The sequence below is a fragment of the Bacillus sp. FJAT-29790 genome, assembly GCF_019039215.1.
GTDB lineage: Bacteria > Bacillota > Bacilli > Bacillales > Cytobacillaceae > Cytobacillus.
Window position 1 is genome coordinate 1910086 of sequence record NZ_JAHNZZ010000001.1, and the last position, 20884, is coordinate 1930969.

The 20884-nt window shown below is 38.3% G+C and carries 20 protein-coding genes and 1 riboswitch; of the genes, 3 read left to right on the forward strand and 17 right to left on the reverse strand.

Features of this window, described 5'->3' with window-relative positions; translation table 11 throughout:
- Positions 1-124 precede the first annotated feature (124 nt).
- The 8 genes from BGM26_RS09090 to BGM26_RS09125 form a co-directional block, all read right to left on the reverse strand.
- Positions 125-787 carry a L,D-transpeptidase family protein gene (locus tag BGM26_RS09090; protein ID WP_217039514.1) on the reverse strand — a complete coding sequence of 221 codons (663 nt, stop codon included), beginning with the start codon at positions 785-787 and terminating at the stop codon, positions 125-127.
- 275 nt (positions 788-1062) lie between these two features.
- Positions 1063-1572 carry a hypothetical protein gene (locus tag BGM26_RS09095; protein WP_217039515.1) on the reverse strand — a complete coding sequence of 170 codons (510 nt, stop codon included), beginning with the start codon at positions 1570-1572 and terminating at the stop codon, positions 1063-1065.
- 24 nt (positions 1573-1596) lie between these two features.
- Entirely contained in the window at positions 1597-2097 is a 501-nt protein-coding gene (locus tag BGM26_RS09100) for a hypothetical protein (RefSeq protein WP_217039516.1), read from the reverse strand.
- Positions 2098-2467: 370 nt separating this feature from the next.
- Positions 2468-2926 (reverse strand): YpbF family protein, encoded by a 459-nt coding sequence (locus tag BGM26_RS09105; protein WP_217039517.1) that lies wholly within the window; start codon positions 2924-2926, stop codon positions 2468-2470.
- A gap of 97 nt (positions 2927-3023) precedes the next feature.
- Positions 3024-3749, reverse strand: coding sequence for a LysM peptidoglycan-binding domain-containing protein (locus BGM26_RS09110; protein WP_217039518.1), 726 nt, complete (start codon positions 3747-3749; stop codon positions 3024-3026).
- The gene (locus BGM26_RS09115) at positions 3742-4341 is read right to left on the reverse strand and encodes a CPBP family intramembrane glutamic endopeptidase (RefSeq protein ID WP_217039519.1); all 600 of its coding nucleotides are present in this window, start codon (positions 4339-4341) and stop codon (positions 3742-3744) included. Before BGM26_RS09115 ends, BGM26_RS09110 begins: the two co-directional genes overlap by 8 nt.
- Positions 4342-4350: 9 nt before the next feature.
- On the reverse strand, positions 4351-5841 hold the full coding sequence (locus tag BGM26_RS09120; protein WP_217039520.1) for a RecQ family ATP-dependent DNA helicase: 1491 nt from the start codon (positions 5839-5841) through the stop codon (positions 4351-4353).
- Positions 5838-6896, reverse strand: coding sequence for a YpbB family protein (locus BGM26_RS09125; protein ID WP_217039521.1), 1059 nt, complete (start codon positions 6894-6896; stop codon positions 5838-5840). The genes BGM26_RS09120 and BGM26_RS09125 overlap by 4 nt, the downstream gene beginning before the upstream one ends.
- A 255-nt stretch (positions 6897-7151) precedes the next feature.
- Between BGM26_RS09125 and BGM26_RS09130 the strand changes: the two genes are divergently transcribed.
- Positions 7152-7400 carry a ferredoxin gene (locus BGM26_RS09130; RefSeq protein ID WP_217039522.1) on the forward strand — a complete coding sequence of 83 codons (249 nt, stop codon included), beginning with the start codon at positions 7152-7154 and terminating at the stop codon, positions 7398-7400.
- Positions 7401-7508: 108 nt separating this feature from the next.
- On the opposite strand, the gene BGM26_RS09135 is transcribed toward BGM26_RS09130, so the two are convergent.
- On the reverse strand, positions 7509-8093 hold the full coding sequence (locus tag BGM26_RS09135; RefSeq protein WP_217039523.1) for an ECF transporter S component: 585 nt from the start codon (positions 8091-8093) through the stop codon (positions 7509-7511).
- Between the two features lie 162 nt (positions 8094-8255).
- Positions 8256-8484, reverse strand: a riboswitch (FMN riboswitch).
- A 410-nt stretch (positions 8485-8894) separates the two neighbouring features.
- Here BGM26_RS09135 and serA point away from each other — a divergent pair.
- Entirely contained in the window at positions 8895-10469 is a 1575-nt protein-coding gene (gene serA, locus BGM26_RS09140; protein WP_217039524.1) for a phosphoglycerate dehydrogenase, read from the forward strand.
- A 180-nt stretch (positions 10470-10649) separates the two neighbouring features.
- On the opposite strand, the gene BGM26_RS09145 is transcribed toward serA, so the two are convergent.
- The 3 genes from BGM26_RS09145 to BGM26_RS09155 form a co-directional block, all read right to left on the reverse strand.
- The gene (locus BGM26_RS09145) at positions 10650-12131 is read right to left on the reverse strand and encodes a sodium:solute symporter family protein (protein ID WP_217039525.1); all 1482 of its coding nucleotides are present in this window, start codon (positions 12129-12131) and stop codon (positions 10650-10652) included.
- Positions 12128-12331 (reverse strand): DUF3311 domain-containing protein, encoded by a 204-nt coding sequence (locus BGM26_RS09150; RefSeq protein WP_217039526.1) that lies wholly within the window; start codon positions 12329-12331, stop codon positions 12128-12130. The genes BGM26_RS09145 and BGM26_RS09150 overlap by 4 nt, the downstream gene beginning before the upstream one ends.
- 80 nt (positions 12332-12411) lie before the next feature.
- Entirely contained in the window at positions 12412-13629 is a 1218-nt protein-coding gene (locus BGM26_RS09155) for a M20 metallopeptidase family protein (protein WP_217039527.1), read from the reverse strand.
- 159 nt (positions 13630-13788) lie between these two features.
- On the opposite strand from BGM26_RS09155, the gene BGM26_RS09160 reads away from it, so the two are divergent.
- Positions 13789-15903 carry a helix-turn-helix domain-containing protein gene (locus BGM26_RS09160; RefSeq protein ID WP_217039528.1) on the forward strand — a complete coding sequence of 705 codons (2115 nt, stop codon included), beginning with the start codon at positions 13789-13791 and terminating at the stop codon, positions 15901-15903.
- A 130-nt stretch (positions 15904-16033) separates the two neighbouring features.
- Here BGM26_RS09160 and BGM26_RS09165 read toward each other — a convergent pair whose 3' ends face one another.
- The 5 genes from BGM26_RS09165 to BGM26_RS09185 all read right to left on the reverse strand — a co-directional run bounded on the left by BGM26_RS09165 (position 16034) and on the right by BGM26_RS09185 (position 20773).
- The gene (locus BGM26_RS09165; RefSeq protein WP_254119168.1) at positions 16034-16180 is read right to left on the reverse strand and encodes a hypothetical protein; all 147 of its coding nucleotides are present in this window, start codon (positions 16178-16180) and stop codon (positions 16034-16036) included.
- 158 nt (positions 16181-16338) lie between these two features.
- On the reverse strand, positions 16339-17571 hold the full coding sequence (locus BGM26_RS09170; RefSeq protein WP_217039529.1) for a hypothetical protein: 1233 nt from the start codon (positions 17569-17571) through the stop codon (positions 16339-16341).
- Positions 17546-18097: an RNA polymerase sigma factor SigX gene (sigX, locus tag BGM26_RS09175; RefSeq protein WP_217039530.1), complete on the reverse strand. Its 552-nt coding sequence runs from the start codon at positions 18095-18097 to the stop codon at positions 17546-17548. The genes BGM26_RS09170 and sigX overlap by 26 nt, the downstream gene beginning before the upstream one ends.
- 184 nt (positions 18098-18281) lie before the next feature.
- Positions 18282-20060, reverse strand: a complete 1779-nt coding sequence (locus tag BGM26_RS09180; RefSeq protein WP_217039531.1) for an ATP-binding protein — start codon at positions 20058-20060, stop codon at positions 18282-18284.
- Positions 20057-20773, reverse strand: a complete 717-nt coding sequence (locus BGM26_RS09185) for a response regulator transcription factor (RefSeq protein WP_217039532.1) — start codon at positions 20771-20773, stop codon at positions 20057-20059. The genes BGM26_RS09180 and BGM26_RS09185 overlap by 4 nt, the downstream gene beginning before the upstream one ends.
- Positions 20774-20884 lie beyond the last annotated feature (111 nt).

Consider the following 20884-nt stretch of genomic DNA (forward strand, 5'->3'; position numbering starts at 1 on the left):
AAAAAAAAAAAAAAAAATACCCAGCATATAAGCGACCAACTTTAAAGGAATTATTAAATAAAAAAACGGATGATGCCAAGGATTTATTCTTCAGCTCTAATCCGTTTTTTATAAGTTAGTCCCTTTACTCTAACAACCCTAATTGCATATATACTTGAATGGTGACTACACCGCTCATAGGTAAGTCATTCAATTTTTGGAATTTTTCAACTGCCCTCTCTGTCTTTAAATCGTAAATTCCATCAACCGTCCCATGATACAGCCCCATCGCTTTTAATCTCTCTTGAACAAGCTGGACTAAATTGCCCTTTGAACCTATAGATAAACTTTTAAACTCTCCCTTCCCCGTCCCAGTAAGCGGTCCATCTATATGGACCATTGTCCCATTTGGAATGATTTCAAACAGCGATTCTACATCTTCATTCCGCATACGAATACAACCGCTGCTTACATTTTTACCGATTAAACTTGGTTTATTTGTTCCGTGTATTCCATAAATGCCCCAAGGAACGTTTAAACCTAACCATCTTGAACCAAACCCGCCTCCCCATGATTTTGATTTTCCCGTCACCTTAAAAATTCCAATTGGAGTGGGAGAATTTTCTGTTCCTGGAGATATGGGATAACGTTTAATTACTTCATTATTTTCTATAACAAGTAGTTCATTTGACCATAAATTTACTTTAATATAAACGTAATCTTTACTTGCAGCTTGCACTTGTGTAATCGAGAAGAATGTGAACAAAATTGAAAAAATTAGTATAGCAATTAATGAGTGTATTTTCATAATTGTTTCCACAACCCTTTTCTTTGACCTTCGAGGAAAGATTCTCGATCATTGTAAAAGTTCAATTCGGATTTATTGTGTCTAATATTTATTAATAATACCCGCAAATTTCAAAAACATTTAGGATAGGATATCATTATTTAAACGGTGTTTTACCCCAGAAATGAACATAGAAGTCATTTTGAAGAGCATCAGCACCCTGACGTATTCCATTAATGGATACAACCACACTAAAGGTCAGTGAATTTTATTTGGCCAATATGCTTTTGTCATGATTACATAAGTAAGGTCATATCCTCCCTCAATTTTTCTTGCATATCCTGGAAGGCATCTTTTCCAAAGAAAGCATGAGCTTTTATCTTTAATTCATATAAAATCTTATCGTTTTCTATTAACGTTTCTCTTATCTGTTGTATCAATTCGAGTGCTCTATTTCCAGTTACTTGCTTAGCCACGCGTTCGAGAAGAATTTTCGCATCAACGGCAAATTTAGGTGCGAAGCTGTGGCACATCACCATATTGATCTGAAGAGCTGTGCTATATTCCTTTGTAAATGCACGGCGGACTCCACCTCTTACACCTGCATACCCATATGAAATCTCAGAGATTGCCCGGTAAAAAAGAATCATTCCATCTGCATGACTTGATTCCGGATTCATCCGTAGTTCACTTACTAATGAAGTTAAACGCTGTACAACTAGCTTGGCTGAGTCCATTGTTTTCCACCAATCTAACAATCGCTGCTGCTCCGCCACACTTAAAATTAGTGTTCTTGAAACAAGCATTTTATCGTCCCCCCTTAATACTTTTTACAGACGTGGGATTGCTTGTATATTCTCGACCCGTTTCCGAATCTGTTCCCATTCAGGACCAAGTAGCGCCTTACCGAGGTTTAATGCTTCCTTGATTCTTTCTGCAATTTCATGATTTAAATAGCGACTTTGCTCAATCAGATGAAAAACATCAGGGGTTGCTTTTTTTACGACCAGTTCAAAATTGGGAGTTAATTGTTTTACACTGATGCGCAGTGTATCAAGATCAAACACAAACAATTCCTTTACGAAAGAAAGAGTTTCACCCTGACGAATCCTATTAATCGTTCCTTGTACTGCATCAAATCCATAGCCAATGTCAGCTACAGAAGCATGGTACGGATTGAGTCCCGGTGCCACCCGCAAAGATGGAATACTTCGAAAACCAGTAGTAATGGAACAAACTAGTTCTTTAGCGGCCATCCCTTGTTCTAATGCAGCATAGATGGCATCAAGATACGCAGCACTTTGGCTAGTGTACACTCCCAAAAAGCTCATCTAATGGTCCCCTCCTTTGTGCATTTCCAAAACCAAAAGCATATTGGCTATCATTTCCTAAGGTGAAAAAAATGTTTAAAAAGAAGTTTTATGTGTGACAGCAGCTTTGATATTTATGGTTATTCCTCCAATTGTATATGATGCTTCTTCAATTAAAGTGCAACCAAAGTCAGGCACATACTCAAGTAACACCCAATATTCACTCACAGTTATCCCTGAAAAACATCCCAACCACTCGTTAGCTTTAAGTCAGAAAAGTAAATAGCTGGATACGGATAGTTAACTGAAATGTCTCTGTCTCTGTCTCTGTCTCTGTCTCTGACTCTTAATCAAAAAGAAAGGAAGCAATCCGATTGGCTGCTTCCTTTCCTTATTTATTTTCATGATACAAGTTAATATCATAATTCACTTTCATCATTTCAAAAACGGTATGTCTGCTCTTCCATTCTTCTTCTTTTTTCCATAAATCCTTACTTTTGTCGATGATTTCGCATCGAAGCGCATGGTACTCTTTTTCAGCCTTGTCCTTTTTCTCTCGCAATAAATTCATCAGTCCATACAGTCCGACAGTTAATATTAGAAAGTAAAGATTCGCTGATTGTTTGACATAAACAGAAAACATGGACGCAAAAGAATAAGAATAAGGTTTCATCACGGTATAGTAAATATAAATGAAGTAAATAAACGACATCAAAACTGTTGCCCACATGACAAGTAAATGTCGTTGCTTCATATGATCGAATTTCATTTTCCTTTCGATTACTTTCTGAAGCATTTGCCTTGTCGCCTGGTCAGTTTTTTCATCAAGCATTTTAATTGACGTTTCCATGATCCCCCTCCATTTCTTCATCATAATGTATGAGCTTGTACAAGATTATATGAATGAAGGCGGAATTGGAGTCCAACTGTTTTTTAATTATTAAAAATTAATTACTCTTCGGTATCACCAAAACTTGACCAGCTAGGATTTCATTGCCTTTTAGGTTATTTGCTTTTTTGATAATTTCAATACCTGATGGGGATTGATAATAATTCATCGCAATCCGATAAACCGTCTCATTCGGCTGTACAGTATGATACCGAACGGCAGGTTCTTCTTGTACATTTACCTGCTTATCTTCTTTCGGTTTGGCTCCTGTTTCTGGACTTTCCTTATTCTCATCGGAAATCGAGCCTTTATCACCTGAATCGCCTACCACAGGGGGCTTAGGTACTGGAATTGATATTTCAGCTTCCACAGCTTTTTCGCCACCTGATGCCTTCTTTTCACTTGGAGGAATCGTTTCTGTTTCTGTTTCCTTTTCTTTTTCTTTTTCTTTTTCCCTTTCCTCTACTTTCGTCTCTTTTTCCTTTTCCACTGTTTCATAGCCTGGTTGACTGGAACTTGCCTTTTCCGAGTTGCCTAGATGCCCGCGGCTTAAATAATTGTACATACTATAGATCGTAATGGGCAGCAGGATGAAAAACAAAGCAAGTAGACGAATAACAGGATATTTTAATTTCCACTTGGTTTTTTTCTTTTTTTCACGATGGAGCCTGCTTCTTGGCGGCATTGACTCTTTTTCAATTAAATTCTCATCTGGCTCCCGTTTTTTTACTATTTTCTTCCGGAGCCTTTCAGCTTGATCTCTGTAAGGATCTTCTTTATTCATGGAACATCCCTTCCTGTTTGTTATTACGGTATTTTAAAAGCAACCCGAGTAAAAAATCAATGATAAAGTGCATAAACATGGTAACCAATAAATTTTCTGTGATGAAAAAAAGATAACCAATAATAAAACTCAAAATAATAATATTTAAGAACAAAAACCAATTAAACAAATAACGGTAATGAACAATGGCAAAGATGATACTGGAAAAGAATAGCCCCACATGTGTCTGTATTACTCCTCGAAATAATAATTCTTCGCTGAAAGCTACAATCGCTGCAATGAACGCGATGTGAAAGACGCTTCGGCCGCGAAAAACTCTCTCATTTAGCCCGCCATCATCATAAAGAGAGGATGGCAGCAGCCTCATTAAAACGAGATCGAGCAGGACAACAGCCAGTCCTCCCACACCGCCGATCAGCCAAATATTTATATCATTCCATTGAAACAATTCATGAAACTCTTTGAAACTGTCAAATAATATCATACCTAAAATAATCGAAATCGTTAATAGTAGTAACTGCGTTAAATATAGATGGAATAATAGCTCCCGATCCGAAAGCTTTTTAATGATTCCTGAATATTTATCTTTCATCTTATTCGCTCACTTACTTAAAAGAATTTCCGCCAAATGATTTCTCCAATCAAATCCAGTCTCGACCAACTTTTGTCTTTTTGTTTTCGGATAGAAGGCTTTCAAATCAATGCCACAACAGTCACAACAGTTTTCTATCTCTATTGTCTTGTCTTCTTGAAAATACTTCAAGACATTTTTTCTGCGGCACTCGGGCTTTTGCGTCCACTTGTACATTTCACTAATCTTTTTCCTTTTTACTTGCATACGCTTATTTATCATCGATTTTAATTCGCCGGCACTTTGCTTCAAATGTACATGTTCATATCCTTGAAGAAAATCCACTATTAATCTCCATTGAATGTCTGTCAACCCTGAAATTCTTTTAATTTCATTTTCAAACGGAGCAATATCCTTCATTGCATGCGGATTTTCTTCCAGCCAATGAAATAGCCAATCAATCTGCACTTCACTCGGAAGCTCCCCTTCTGCAAGCTGATAAGGAAGCTGTTCATCGCCTGGAGAATATAGGAGAATGGCAATACTTCTTTTACCATCTCTTCCAGCCCGACCAATTTCCTGCAAATACGACTCGAGCTGAGGCGGCATATGGAAATGAATGACAAAACGGATATTCTCCTTATTAATCCCCATTCCAAAGGCACTTGTTGCACAAATCACATCCAATTGGCCGTATATAAATTGCTGCTGGATTAATATCCTCGTTTCTTGCTCCATCCCGCCGTGATAAGCCATCACTCCCGCGACCCCTCTTTCTTTTAAAAGGGAGGCCATTTGTTCAGAAAGCTTCTTACTTGAGAAATAAATAATGCCAGGTCCCGCAAAACTTTTTACAAGTTCAATAAGTCTTTCTGTTTTTTCCTGATAGGAGTTTATGTTTTCTACAGATAGGGATATATTCGGGCGGTCTACAGAATAAATAAATTCATTCCACTTGTTCAAAGCAAGGGAAGCGGTAATATCCACCTTCACAGCTGGCGTCGCGGTTGCTGTCAAAGCAAGTGTTAATGGCTGGCCAAGTTCCTCTCTGACCTCCCCAAGCTTTAAATAGTCTGGCCTGAAGTCATAGCCCCACTGGGAAATGCAATGGGCTTCGTCAATGACAAATAATGCAATCTTTAGTTCCCTCAGCCGTCTAATTACACTTTCGGCTCGCAGCATCTCGGGTGAGAGAAAAATGAATTTGTATTTATTGAGGCGTGCCAAAGCCTGATTTTTCTCTTCATATGATAAAAAAGAATTAAAAGCAATGACTCGTTTTTCCCCGTTCATCATTAACTGTTCAACCTGATCCTGCATTAAAGATAAGAGCGGGGAAATAATCACAACTTGTCCATTTAACATATAGCCTGGCAGCTGGTAGCATAATGATTTTCCCGTCCCGGTAGGCAGCATAGCAATTGTATTGTTTCCTTCTAAAATAGAGCAAATAATTTCCTTCTGTCCCGGTCTAAATGCGGAATAGTTAAAACGCTCCATCAAAAGATTTTCAAGTTTCAACTTTCATCACCAGCCTTTGCTAAAACTAGACGAATTTCAAAATAGTCCGCATCTGGAACGAATTGGCGAATATGTTTTAACTGTTTTGACGTGATTGACTTTGCAGCTCTTATAATTAAGTTCTGCTTCTCCATGTTTACAAATGGAGCAATATCGAAACTGTTGATATTTAAAGCAATTTCAACAATATGGTCCTCGATTGTACTCTTTTTAAGCTTGCGTATTCTCGCAATTTCTTCAACCTGATAGCCTTTTTCCAGAAAGCTAAAGGTTTTTTTAGTTGATTGCGTTAGCGGAGCAGTATCATTTTGATCTGCAATAAGCTCACTTAATAACGGAAATTCACTTGGTTTCGCTTGCACTGTCTCTAACATATAATGAAGAATGGCAAGGAATTGGATGTGATAATCATCATGATCCATCTTTAGTTTATCAGCAGCCTGGGAAGAAGTTAATCCGATATTCTTGTGGCCTGTTAATCTTATTACAAGGATAGACGGATTTAATTCTTCATTTGATTCTAAACATTCAACTAACTCACGGTAAATTTCCGCCCCTAATTCGTCCCGGCTTAATCTTGAATGATGCAAAAAACCTTTCAGCCAATGGTGAATTTCCTTTTTTCGTTGAATTGGAATATATTTAGAATCTCTATTCGTTAGATGTGAAATAACTTGAACAGCAAGGGTAAGTCTTTCCCAAAACAGTTCTGATAAACGATGGAATTTCCAGCCGTTTAATCCCAAGGGAAAAGGATGATTTCCAAAGAATGCGTTAAGCCGTTCCATTCCAGCTAATGTTACCTGATAACTTTGCTCTCCATAGCGTTCGACCGAACCTTCTTCCTCTAACATGATTACCAAGTTTTCCAATCCAGATCGGCCGAGGGAAGAAAATGTATTAAAAAGGGGTGTCAACTGAAATAAATGTGCATCCTGAATGGTTTGTGATGATTTTTTCCCATTTAGGAGATGAAGGATCGAATAGATTGTTCGTTCCCCGGCAATTTTATGTAAACAATACAAAACTAGCATATTTAAAAAAGAGTTATTCATACTACCACCACGTTTGCAGAACTTTAATATTAAAATAATTTCCATCTCTATCTTAACATGAATAAAAAAACATCGTCGTAATTAATTCGTACTTTTTCAGTCATTCATCAAACCTTTGTGTGATAAACATTCTCAATGTTTTTTCTATTGAAAAGTTGGCCAATCAGTCTTACAATAGGAATGAGGAATGCGTTTCCATCTTCACAACGGAAAACATAATGAATAATTTGTTTATAATCTTGGGAGGTTATTTTCATGGCTAAATTTACAATCGTTGACAAAGAGACTTGCATCGCATGTGGTGCATGTGGAGCAGCAGCACCAGATATTTATGATTATGATGACGAAGGCATTGCGTTCGTTACACTAGATGATAACCAAGGAATCGTTGAAATTCCTGACGTATTAATCGATGATATGATGGATGCATTCGAAGGCTGTCCAACAGATTCAATTAAAGTTGCTGACGAATCATTCGATGGTGACGCACTTAAATTCGAATAGAAATAACTCGATATCGTTAAGCTACGACTCCCTTTCAAAATTGAAAGGGAGTTTTTTTGTCAAACAAAAAAACAACGGTGCAGGCCGTTGCTTTTTGACTTTTCTATATTAAGCCGCGTTTTTATACGAGCCCTGCTTGCTTATCCAAGGACTCATGCGGGCAAAGATTAACATAAACACGATTGTAATGAATAACCCCTTAACGATATTAAACGGCAAGATAGCAGTAACAATCATCGTGCGCATTTCTGGCGCTGACATTAACGGCGCATTCAAAAAGAATGTGTATGCTGGTAAAATAATAAAATAATTCAGCACACTCATAATGACAGCCATTATTAACGTGCCGATGACTAACGCAAATGTCATGCCTTTTCTAGTTTTTAGCTTGTTATAGACAAAATATGTCGGTAACACGAACAGGATACCCGCGATAAAGTTAGCAATATGGCCAACCGGAACGCCCGTCGCACTTCCTGTCATAAAATAATCCAAAATATTTTTAAATAATTCAACTAAAATCCCAGCTGCTGGACCAAAGATTAACGCAGCGATTAATGCAGGAATATCACTGAAGTCAATCATTAAAAATTGCGGAAATGGCGGCACCGGAAAATTCAACAGCATCAAAATGTATGAAATGCTGCTAAGCATCCCAATTGAAACTAAAGCTTTAATCGAAAGTCTTTTCATTTTCCTCTCTCCTTATTAGGACTATCTCTCCTATAGAAGAAAGGTTCAGCAGACAACGAGCGCCAATGCAAAATAAAACCCTCAAGCGAAACACTTGAGGGAGATTACAAAGGCTCACTTAATAAACGTCCAAAACCTGCATTTTTTGAACGTCTGCAGAACCTCCATCTTCTCCCATCCAGACTGTACTGTCGGCTTTGGAATCACACCAAATCCTGCCCTAAGCTTCGACTTCTCCAAAAAATAAAACTAGATCAAAAGCAGCATTGCAGCTGCAGTCTATTCATAGCTTCAATTTGGATCATTGTCCTAGCTAATATTAGGCTCGCGGGCTTAGAGAAAAAACCTCATCACCGCCGGTCGGGAATTTCACCCTGCCCCGAAGATAGACCGTATTTTATTATACAAATTCTATTATACTGAAATTAAATCAAAATGGGAAGAAAGAATGCTTTTCCCTATTCATTTACCATATTAATGACAATTTACCGACTTTTATTAAATTGGCTGTGTTAAAACTTAATGTTGATAATTGCACTTGTTGATTGGAGCGGAAGGCGCGAGACTCCTGCGGGAGAAGCGTGTCAGGGGAGACCCCGCAGGAGCGTTAGCGACGAGGAGGCTCCCCGACCGCCCGCGGAAAGCGAGTGCCTGCAGCGGAAATCAACAGCTACATTTAACAGAGCCATTAAATTAAAGCACTTCCATTGTAAAGAAGGACATTCTTTCGAATTGACAGAAGATTATTCGTCTTGTAGAATTATCTGAAAATAAATCATTCATTAACTATGAGGTGTTTTGATGTTTACTATTCTGGTTGCCGATTCCATCAGTGAAGAAGGACTTCAGCCGCTACTTGAAATGGAAAATGCCGATATTATTCAAAAGAAGACGGATGATCCAGATGTCCCTTTAGAAGAGGTCGATGCGTTGCTTGTTAGAAGCGCGACAAAGGTTACTGAAGAATTACTTAGCAAGCTGCCGCGACTCAGAATCATTGCTCGCGCAGGTGTTGGTGTCGATAACATTGATATCGATGCTGCAACAAAAAAAGGGATTGTTGTCGTAAATGCTCCTGATGGAAATACAATTTCCACTGCCGAACATACCTTTGCGATGATGGCCTCGCTTTTGAGAAATATTCCGCAAGCACATCAAACGGTGAAAAACTTAGAGTGGAAACGAAATGCTTTTATCGGAACGGAATTATACGGAAAAACTTTAGGTATTATTGGGATGGGAAGAATCGGTTCAGAGCTTGCTAAACGTTCAAAAGCCTTTGGAATGACGATTAAAGTATTTGATCCATTTTTAACAAAAGATCGAGCAATTAAGCTTGGGGTTGAATCTTCCAGCCTTGATGATGTGTTAGAGTATGCTGATATCATTACTGTTCATACTCCGCTTACAAATGAAACAAAAGGACTGATCAATGAAAGTACGCTAAGCAAGACTAAGAAGGGTGTATTCTTTCTAAACTGTGCCCGTGGCGGAATTATTGATGAACAAGCCCTCGCGAAGTTTATTGGTAGTGGACATGTGGCGGGTGCAGCTCTGGATGTCTTTGAATCTGAGCCACCAGGAGAGAATCCGTTGCTGAAGTTTGATAACGTTATCGTAACTCCCCATCTTGCAGCCTCAACGAAGGAGGCACAATTGAACGTTGCCACCCAAGTTGCGAGAGAAGTACGCTACTTTTTGGAGGATAAACCTGTTTCGAATTCGATAAATCTACCAACGATTTCTAAAGATATTTTCGAGAAAATTCGCCCATTTCATCAAATTTCAAAGCAACTAGGCACTATTCTCTCTCAAAGTATGAAAGAAGGCATTCAAGAGCTTTCGATTACGTATTCTGGTAGTGTAACGGAATTAGAAACGACCTATTTAACGAAAGCTATGCTAGCTGGTTTCTTTAAAAATAGAATTGCTGTGAATGTAAATGAAGTAAACGCAATGCTTACGGCAAAAGAGCGGGGTATTACAGTCGGAGAAAAGATTTCCGCTGATTCATTCGGATATGCAAATTGTATTACAGTAACCGCAAAGGGCGAGCTACAATCATTTACTGTCAGAGGTACTTATATTGAAGATTACGGGCCTAGAATTGTTTATTTAAATGGATTTAATATTGATTTTCTTCCTGAAGGAAACCTGCTTTATGTACAGCATATGGATCGTCCTGGTGTGATCGGCCGTGTAGGAAAAATACTTGGTGATCATTCAATTAATATCGCAACGATGCAGGTTGGAAGAAAGCAAGCAGGCGGAGAAGCAATTATGGTGCTTTCAACTGATAAATCTACTGAAGATCATTCATTGGAATTGGTAAAACAGCTTGATGACATCGTTTCAATCAATCGAATTATATTGTGATCCTTATAAAGCTTGAATAAAGATTCATTTTCCATTTTTCCCCACTATAATAGTCAATTAAAAGAGGATGACTCCAATAGGCAGCCATCTGCACTGTGGCTACGATTTACCAACTGTGCAGATGAGAAATAGGCCTATTTGAGTATCCTCTTGCTCTTTGAATAAGATGTTAAATATTAATTATGCAGATTGTGCTTTGCCCTTTACAGATGATTGAACTCCTAAGTTTCTTGTTAATAAACTTACAATAATTGTCGCAGCAACGTTAATAATGAGGGCAATAATTCCTGTGTTCAATTCTTGTACAGCTTGCGGCAATGATGGGAACAATGTTCCGACTGATGAACCGGTAGTCACAATATATCCGACTACGAACATCCCCACTATCATACCTGCAGCAGCTCCTTGTTTCGTAACAAAGTTATTCTTCATTAAACAAGCGAGCAGAGCTGGAAATAATTGTGTAACAAAACTATAAGCCATCAAGAGTAAGGTAACAATTCCGTTTCCGCCATTTAACGTAAAATATACGGAGATAAGGGCGATCACAGGGACTAAGGATTTTGCAAGAGTTGATAATTGTCGATCCGTCGCCGAAGGAACGACCACTTTATAAACGTTCTTAGCTAGTGCACTTGCGGAAGCCATTAAAAGCATGGAGCCAGGAACTAATGCTGTTAATAAACCCGCTGCACCGATTACTCCAACAAACCACGGATCAAATGTTTGAATCGAAATCCGGAGCAAGGCAAGATCGGTTGCTGAACCTTCTAAACCTGGAACTTGACCGATTGCGGCAAATCCGACAAAGAAAACAAAAAGCAGCATGACAACATAGAGCGGTGTAAATATAGCGTTCTTTCGAAGTGCTTTAGCACTTTTTGCTGAATAAGCAGAAACGAATATATGAGGCCACATTACCGCACCAAATACAGTCATGATAACGGTAGAGATCAACCAAGACATGCTCAATCCTTTATCTGGAATCGTTAGAAATCCAGGACTAGCCGCATTGATTGACTCAAACATCGGCTTTATTCCTCCATAATAATGAAAAGGAATATAAATTCCGATAAAGACAACGACACCAAAAATCATAATATCCTTAATGATGGCAGTCCAAGCCGAGCCATGAATACCAGAAATCATCACATAAATGGTAACGGCGACAGCCCCAATCCAAACGGCAACGGTCGGAGAAATCGATCCATAGGAAGCTTCAGAAACGATAATTCCTAGTCCTTTTAATTGGAGGACAATGTAGGGGATCATTGATACGACACCGATAAAGGCAACAAGAACCCCCAAATATTTACTTTTATATTTACTAACAAAGAAGTCCGATTGTGAAACTAAATTATGATCTTTCGCATATTTCCAGATTGTCGGGAATATCCAGTAGATTAAGACGTAAATAAGACATAAATAAGCGAGAATGTAAAGAGCAGGAGCGCCTTTTCCGTAAGCCCAAGAGCTTGCGCCTAGGAAAGTAAAGGTCGTAAAGGATTCACCCGCCATTAAAAGAAAGACAAAAATTGCACCAAAGCCCCGCCCTCCAACTGTCCATTCTTCTAGGCTCATATCTTTTCCTTTTTTCGCCTTAATCCCTAAATAAAGTGCAAAGAGTAAAAAACCAAAGATAACTAAAAGGGCTAAGTTCATTCTACCTCACCTTCCTTATTCGCAGGATCAAGTTTATAAACGATGGCTAATATAACCGATGTCAAAACAACCCAGACTATAACCCAAAAAAACACAAACGGTAATCCTAACACATACGGTTCTACTTTGTTAACAAATGGCAGAAATCCTAACATACCGAGAAACGGAAGTAAGGAAAGTAAAGCAATCGCAGCTTTCATCATAATTCCTCCATAACTATAGTAGAATGTCGCTTCCGTCCCAAGTTTGTTCAAATTCAAGGAAGCGCTTACAAATAATCCTAGTTCTCCTGCATGACAAAGCTTGATGTCGGTGTGGATGAATGTTCAGAAAGAAAATCAAAAACAGCACTAATAAATAGTTTTCCAATATGGATCATTGCTCGTTCATCAACATCAAACTTCGGATGATGATGTGGGTACGTAGCATTGATATCAGGGTTAGCTCCGCCGACCCAAATAAACGTACCAGGCACTTCCTTCACATAATAAGCAAAGTCTTCCATTCCCATCATCGCTTCGGTATGTTGAACATTGTTTTCTCCAAACAACGAAGTCGAAAGTTTCTCAATTCTCTTAGTTTCCTCAGGATGGTTCCAGACAGCTGGGTAGCCCCGAGTATATTTGAAGTTTGCGACAGCCCCTGCGCCTTTGCATGTGCTTTCTACAATTTGTCTCATTTGTTCCTCAATCATATCCCTTACATCTTCATCAAACGTCCGAACCGTTCCAATGATTTTCGCTTTATCTGGAATCACATTAAACCCACTACCGCTATTAAATGCGCCAACTGTAACAACTGCTGTTTTGATCGGGTCAACACGCCTGCTCACAAGTTGCTGCAAGTTCATGACAATCTGGCTGCCAGTCACGATTGGGTCAATCGTTAAATGAGGAGTCGCTCCGTGACCGCCTTTGCCTTGAATGTCGATTTCAAATGTATCGCCGCAAGCTGCTACATACCCTTCTTTAATGCCGATCATTCCAAACGGATGCATGGAAGAGACGTGTGCTCCGTAAATGACATCTACTCCATCCAAACAGCCGTCCTCAATCATCGATTTTGCTCCGCCAGGAATCACCTCTTCGGCAAACTGATGAATAAACACTACATTTCCTTCAATTTCGTCTCTCACATCACTAAGCACTTTAGCAACACCAAGTAATGCTGCAGTATGAATATCATGACCACAGGCATGCATTACACCAGGAACTTTCGATTTGTATTCAACATCTTTTTCATCTTGAATCGGCAAGGCATCAAAATCGGCCCGCAATGCGACGGTCTTCCCTGGTTTTCCTCCCTGAAGAAATCCAGTCACACCCCTGCCGCCAACTCCTATTTTCACTTCCAAACCTAAATTCGTTAGGAATTCTGCTACTTTCTTTGGTGTAATCACCTCATGAAATGATAGTTCAGGATTCATATGAAGATCCCTGCGAATATCGACCATTTCAGGATAAAGTTTCTCTAGCTTGTTAAAAAGTTGAGCTTGCATGTGAAAACCTCCATTTATTTTTATTGAGTTGTAAGAATAATAAATTTTCATACTTTTCAAATGTTTATAAAAATTATAAAATGATTATTAGGATATTTCAATGTAGGTTTTTACCAATTTATTTTATTAATATGTATGTATTTACACCAGGAGGTTAAAATGGACATTGTAAAATCAGCCTTATTCTATTTAGATAAAATTATCAAAAATTCCCCTTATCAAATTTGGGCAGGTCAGCAGCATGAACAAAAACATATTTATAGTAATGGCAGCAATAAATCTTTTTCACCGCCATTTTTTTCACTTTTAAAAACCGTTAAAACTTATACGATTAATAGCAACAACGGGATGACTTTCTACTTCTTTTTCTATCCGGAGGAGTTCCATATTTGTCTTTGCATTATTAAAGAAAATTTGCTGCTCACTGATGAAATGCTCGAACAGTTGCATTACTATTTCTATCCTTTATACAGTCAGGAGATGATTCAAAAGAGAGATCACGAGTGGAAAGTAGTTATGGAAACAACGAGATCCATAAATTCAGCAATCAATACCGACGAGGTGTTATCGAATATCGTTCGCAATGCCATCAAGGTGATCCCTGCAGCAGATGCGGGGTATTTACAGCTATATGACAAGTCGAGTGAGCGTCTTGTTCTAAAAGCCGCTGTTGGTTTCAATGAACACATCAACGACTTCCGGCCGAAAAGCGGTGAATCGATTACAGGAATGACTTTCCTTGATGGAAAAACGAGAATTTACCATTCTCGAAAAGAAATATTGGATGCGATGAGTGAACAAAAGATTACGGAGGAAAATTACCATCATATTATTTCATCTATTGATGACCATCTCCTTACAGGGGGAATTTGTGTGGCTGTTTCAATTGGGGAAAAGCGAATTGGCGTGATGATGGTACACCAATTTTTCGCAAAAGGCAGTTTAACGAACCGGGATATCGTTTTATTACAAGGTTTTGCAGCCCAAGCTGCGATTGCTATCCAAAATGCAAAACTTTTTTCTGAAATAAAAAATAATATAGCAGAGCTGACAGAGTTAAGCCAGCAGTTAACGGAAAAGAATGCCGTATTAAACAAGCGCAATCAAGTTCATAAAACGTTAACGCAAATTTCTCTAAAAAATAAAGGTGCTAAAACGATTATTACCGAATTAGCCCAAATGGTAGAAATTCCGATTTGCTTTTATGATTGTATTGAGGATGAATTTCTTTGCTGCCATCAAAGCCAGCGGCACAACTTTAGTTATGAAGAAATTAGAAAAAAAATGCTACCGAATCAAGCCCCTCACTATGTCGACATTCAGGGCGATGAAAACGGCTGTTATTATCTTTATCCAATTAATAACGGAACCGCTTTTTTGGGCTGTTTAATTGCGGCAGCTACTAATCCGCTTAGCAAATTGGATATCGTAACGATTGAACAAGGGGGTGCGATCCTTGCATTAGAATTAGTAAAAAAGCATACGTTGACTGATATTTATTATAAGAAAACCCATGAATATTTCACTGCACTGATTAAAACTACAAATCCCGAGTCACTCTATAAACAAGGAAAAGATTTCGGGCTGCTTCCATCCTCCTATATATGTGCAGCCGTATTTGAAATTAAAACATATCATGACTTGCAACTTTTAGAAGCGAACATTCACCGCTTAGTATCATTTATTAAAAAGAGCTTTCCAACGCTTCAATTGTTAATCTATGGTTTTCATAATAAAGTCAATCTTCTCATCTCTACGGATCATCCTTCTGCACAGGTAGAAATGACTGAAAAACTCGCAAACTTAATTAGAATGTGGAAAAATAATGGGGGACAAAATTTAACAGTTGGGATTGGTTCAACTTATAGAGGGATTGAAAATATTTCAAAAAGTTACGACGAAGCCGAAAAAGCGCTTGCTTATTTGGCCAATCGTGAAGAATCTACTATTATTCATTACGAAAACATTGGGGTAAACCGCCTATTTATTCATCAGCAGCCACATGAAATCGAACGGTTTTTAGAAGAGACATTTGCGCCACTCTTTGCAGAAAAGAACCATCACGAACTAGAACATACACTCCTTACTTATATTCAAATGAACAAGTCAGCTGCCGAAACAGCTAAACAGCTTCATATTCATATTAATACGCTTTACAAACGGTTAAAAAGAATGGAAGAACTCTTATATATTGACTTTAATAACCCAGAGGATAACTTAAAAATACAATTAGCATGCCACTTAAGAGCTTCGTACAATCTTAATAAATTTTAGGGCAAACAAAAGAAGATGACTCCCAATGGCAAACCTCAGCTACACTTCGTTATATAGCCAGCGAAGTGTGGAAAAAGCCTTTTGAGTCATCCTCTTTTTTAATAATTTTTTAATAATATGTTTCAGCTTTCTACCCTGTCAAATGGACATTATCAGCAGTATTTTGCCTCTCGATTTCATTAAAAGAAGCTTGTCCGTTCTTTCCACCCAGAAATAACAAACTGACACAGAGTGCCATGATGCCTGCAATAATGAAACGCATTATGTAGTCCCGCATATTTTTCCTCCTTATCAATCTCGTTTTGCTTCCATACTTATATTCCCCCTTCTTACCCTATGTTGGCATGTCCTATTTTAGAACCTTCCAATATTCAATATGAAATGTCTAATAAATTTCCCATCGCAAAAAAGACGAACCGATTGGCTCGTCTTTTATTATGGCAGAATCCGTTTATTTGCAGCAACTGGAACCTTTATTTCATTGTCTAACTCAAATCTGCCGATATTGCCAATATTTGCATTTTCCAATTTCACTGTTTGATATTCGAACTCTTTGGCTGTGAGTAGGATCGCTTCAATCGTATTTAGCGTAGTCTCATCATTCGTTATTTTTGAGCCTTTTATGAATCGAATGGTCAATTTCTTGTCCGCTGGATCTACTTCAGTTTCAAAATTTATCTCCGCGGGAATGGAAGCAAGTAAATTCGCTTCTTCCCGATTTTTTTTCATTGCGGTAAAGGCCTCTTTTATTGAATTTTGTTTTTCACCAAATGGAACAATTAAAGGCTTTGTTTTTGTACCGTTCGGGTAATAAAAATAATAAGCATGATTGCCGGGATCTTTTTCGGGAATGATATTTTTTAATAGGCCAAAATGACTAAATTCAATTCCGGGATTTCCCTTTGTCATCAAGTTTATTTCCTTAATGTCCAATGTTGTCATCGTACGAGTGAGAACTTGTTTAAAAAACGATTCTGTCGTAGTAGACATACTATACGAATGATCAGCAGGTACATCAACCGTCAAAACTCTGCTTTCTTCGTCAAAGCTTAATTCCGCATTTAACGGATAATAGTCACTTAATCCCCATTCTTCTTCAGTCAGTTTTCCCATATTCTCTTTAAAAAGATCAAAATTAGATTTATTATTTTCCTTTGAAACAAGCACGCTAATGGGCACAAGATTTTGGGCATTTTTATCCGGTACAGCGTAAGTCAAAACTACTTTCCCGCCGATATCTTCCTCATAAACAGCGGTCGCATTATCTTCAATCGCAATTGTTTTTATTTCTGACTCAATATTCGTTTCCGATTTTGATTCGGTATGAGACTGGACGGAATGATCCGCCTTACGACTTTGATTGTCAGCTGGTAAATCAGCAGCTTCCTCCATCATTAATTTCGAGTTTGTTGAAGATCTGTCTGTGGCGATTTCCATCGACTTTTCTTCGGAATTCTGCCAATTCAAAAGATTGGGAGCGAGAATAATAAATAGGAGTATAGCAGCAGCAGCGGCGGCGGCCGGCATGATCCATGTTTTCTGTTTACGCCTTTTTATTTTGACAGCGATATTTTGGTAGATTTCTCGCGGAGGCCGCTCATCTTTTATTTTCGGCATTTGGCCTAATAATTCCTCTAGTTGCTCATCGCTCCACTCTGACTTCCTCACTATTGATCCCCTCCTTTCCCATTATTTCTTCCATATGCTTTTTTAACACCTTTAAAGCCCGATGCTGCGTTGTTTTTACCTTACTTTCAGTCCAGGCTAATGCTTCGGCTGTTTCCGTTATGGAAAGCTCGTGTATATATCTCATAACAATGACCATTCTTTGATCGACAGTACATTGGTCAAGGCACTGGTAAATCAGCTGGATTTCTTCTTTTTGCATGGCGATTTCCTCTGGGATAGGACTTTCGTCCTTTACTTGCTGGGTTGACCAATCAAATTTTTCTAAAATTCTTTGCTTCCAGCCTTTTTGTTTTCGGAAAGAATCAATGGCCACATTTCGGGCAATGGAGAACAGCCAAGTTTTCTCGCTGCTTTTCCCTTCAAACCGCTCATAAGATTTCAACACTCTAATATAAACTTCTTGAACAAGATCTTCAGCTAGTTCCTTGTTTTTAACCATATAAAAAAGAAATTGAAAAACGTCATGATGATATTTTCTATATAATTCATCAAAAACGGAGTCCATCGGTTCCCCTCCCCGTTCAATAATATAGTCGTTAATAATTAAATAAAAGTTACATCTATAAATATAGTATTACCTATAGAAAAAAGGAAGGATTTTCTGAAAATCCTTCCTCTTTCCTAATAATAACTTCGCGATTAAGTGAATGTTTCTCATGGATCAAGAACAATCGGCATGATTGTCTATTTTATTCGATATTTCGAGGAATAAAGATGGAAAATGTCGTACCATGCCCGAGCTTGCTCTGTACGGTGATTCGCCCTTTATGTGCGCTAATGATATTTTTGGCTATGGCTAATCCCAATCCAGTCCCGGATTGCCCTCTTGTTCTTGCCTTATCCGCTTTATAAAAGCGTTCAAAAACAAAAGGCAAATCCTCTTCAGGGATACCTGATCCCGAATCCGTCACTTCTATATATAATCCTTGTTCATCACTGTGTTCCGAGACGGTAACATTCCCCATATTTGGCGTGTGGCGGATGGCATTGTCAATCAAGTTTGTCAGGACTTGCTCCAAGCGATCAGGGTCGACGTTAATCCTAATATCCTGACCGTCCAGCTTTTGACTTAATTGAATGTCTTTATCCTTTGCAAGACCGTGGAATTTTCTGATGATTTTTTGTATATAAGGATGTACTTCTACATCTTCCATTGTTAATTGAATATGCCCTGCTTCCATTCTTGCAAGATCCAATAATTCATTGACAAGCCGGCCCATTCGAAGTGATTCATCATAAATAACGCTAGCCATCTCTTTCTTCTCTTCATCTGTTCCTGCAATATCATCGACAATTGCTTCACTATACCCTTGCATCATGGAAATAGGTGTCCTCAGTTCATGCGAAACATTCGCAATAAAATCTTGCCTTAGCTTGTCGAGCTGTCTTTCTTCAGTCATATCCCGAATAACGGCCACTGCTCCACGAATATATTTTTGATTGTAAAGCGGGCTTACAATCATCACCCAAAATCTGCCTTGGATCGAGATTTCGCCAACTTGTTCCTTTTCCGTATCAACAGCTAACTGAAAAAGCTCCATTACTTTTGAAGGAACAGCGGAAGGATTCTTGTCATCTTCATCTTGCTCATAATACCAGCTTTGCAAGAAGCGCTCGGCGGGAGGATTTGTTATTAGAATCGTTCCATCCCTGTTAAATGTAATAACCCCGTCTGCCATTCCGCTTAAAATACTTGCCAGCTGTTCTTTCTCCTGGCTTAGTGCATTCATATTAAACTTTAACTGCTTGCCCATCTGGTTAAAAGCAGTCGCTAGTTCACCGATTTCATCATGGGAAGGGAAGGGAATCTTCGTATCAAATTTCCCTCTTGCCACCTCAAAAGCCGCCTCTCTCATTTTCCTTAGCGGTGCTGTAATCCGAGTAGATAAGAAGAAGGCAAATATGGTAGTTAAAATAATCGCGACACCTGCAGCAAGAAAAATAAATTTAGTCGTTGTCCGGGTCGTTTCTTGCATAACTTCTAACGATTGATAAATAAAAACGGCCCCATCTTTGCTAGTCGTTTCTTTTAAAGGAACACCAATAATTAAAATTTTTGATTCATCATTATTTTCTTTCTTATGTTCAATAATGGAGGAAACTTTTTGGACTGTCTTCCGTTCAGTTAATACCTTTTTTAAATCCTGATCCTCTGTAAAAAACGTCAAAGGCTGGGGTGAAAGACTCTGATTAGGTGAATAATAAAATTCATTCGGATTGTTAATAATAACGATATTTGTATCTTCATCAACCAATTCCCAAGAAATTTCTAACCCAATGTCTCTATCATGCTCATCGAGGATTGTGGCAATTTTATGTGCCGTATTCGTCAGTCCTCTTTCTGTTTCATTAATATGGTAATTCTCAAAAAACTCTAGTAGCATAACTGTTAATATAAATAAAACAAAAGAAACAAGCAAAAGAATCGTAAACCATAGTTTACCTACAACACTTCGCCAAAACATCATTCATTAATAACCTCAAACTTGTAACCGACACCCCAGACAGTGACAATCATTTTTGCCGCTTGCTCAGAAACTTTATTTAATTTCTCACGCAAGCGTTTAACATGGGTGTCGACCGTTCTTAAATCTCCAAAGAACTCATAATGCCAGACTTCTTTAAGTAATTGTTCACGGTCAAATACTTTATCAGGAGACTTTGCTAGGAAGTAAAGCAATTCATACTCTTTCGGCGTTAAACTTACTTCTTTTCCATCTGCAGTGACTCGATGTGCATCGTGATCGATCGTCAAATGTGGGAACACAATCACATCTTTTGTCGTTGTTTCGGTTTGAACAAAAGTAGTCGTAGATGCACGGCGCAATAACGCTTTAACACGAAGAACTACTTCTCTAGGACTGAACGGCTTTACGATATAATCGTCTGTTCCAACTTCAAAGCCTTGTACTCTATTAACTTCTTCCCCTTTAGCCGTTAACATAATAACCGGTGTCGCTTTCATCTCTCTTAATTCCCGGCACACTTCGATCCCGTCTTTTCCAGGCATCATCAGATCAAGTAGAATGACGTCATAATCATGTGCCAATGCCTTGGCTAATGCCTCATTCCCATCTTCTGCTTCCTCAATTATATAATTTTCCCGCTCCAAATACATTTTTAATAAACGACGAATTCTTTCTTCATCATCTACCACTAAAATTCTAACGTCTTTTTCCATTTTCCATATCCCCCTTGTGAAAAATAGTAACGCTTATTTGCAAAATTTCTATTACTTTGCGAACTCTTCTTTTAAAAAAGCCTACCCTGAAGTGAAGGCTAATTTATCAAA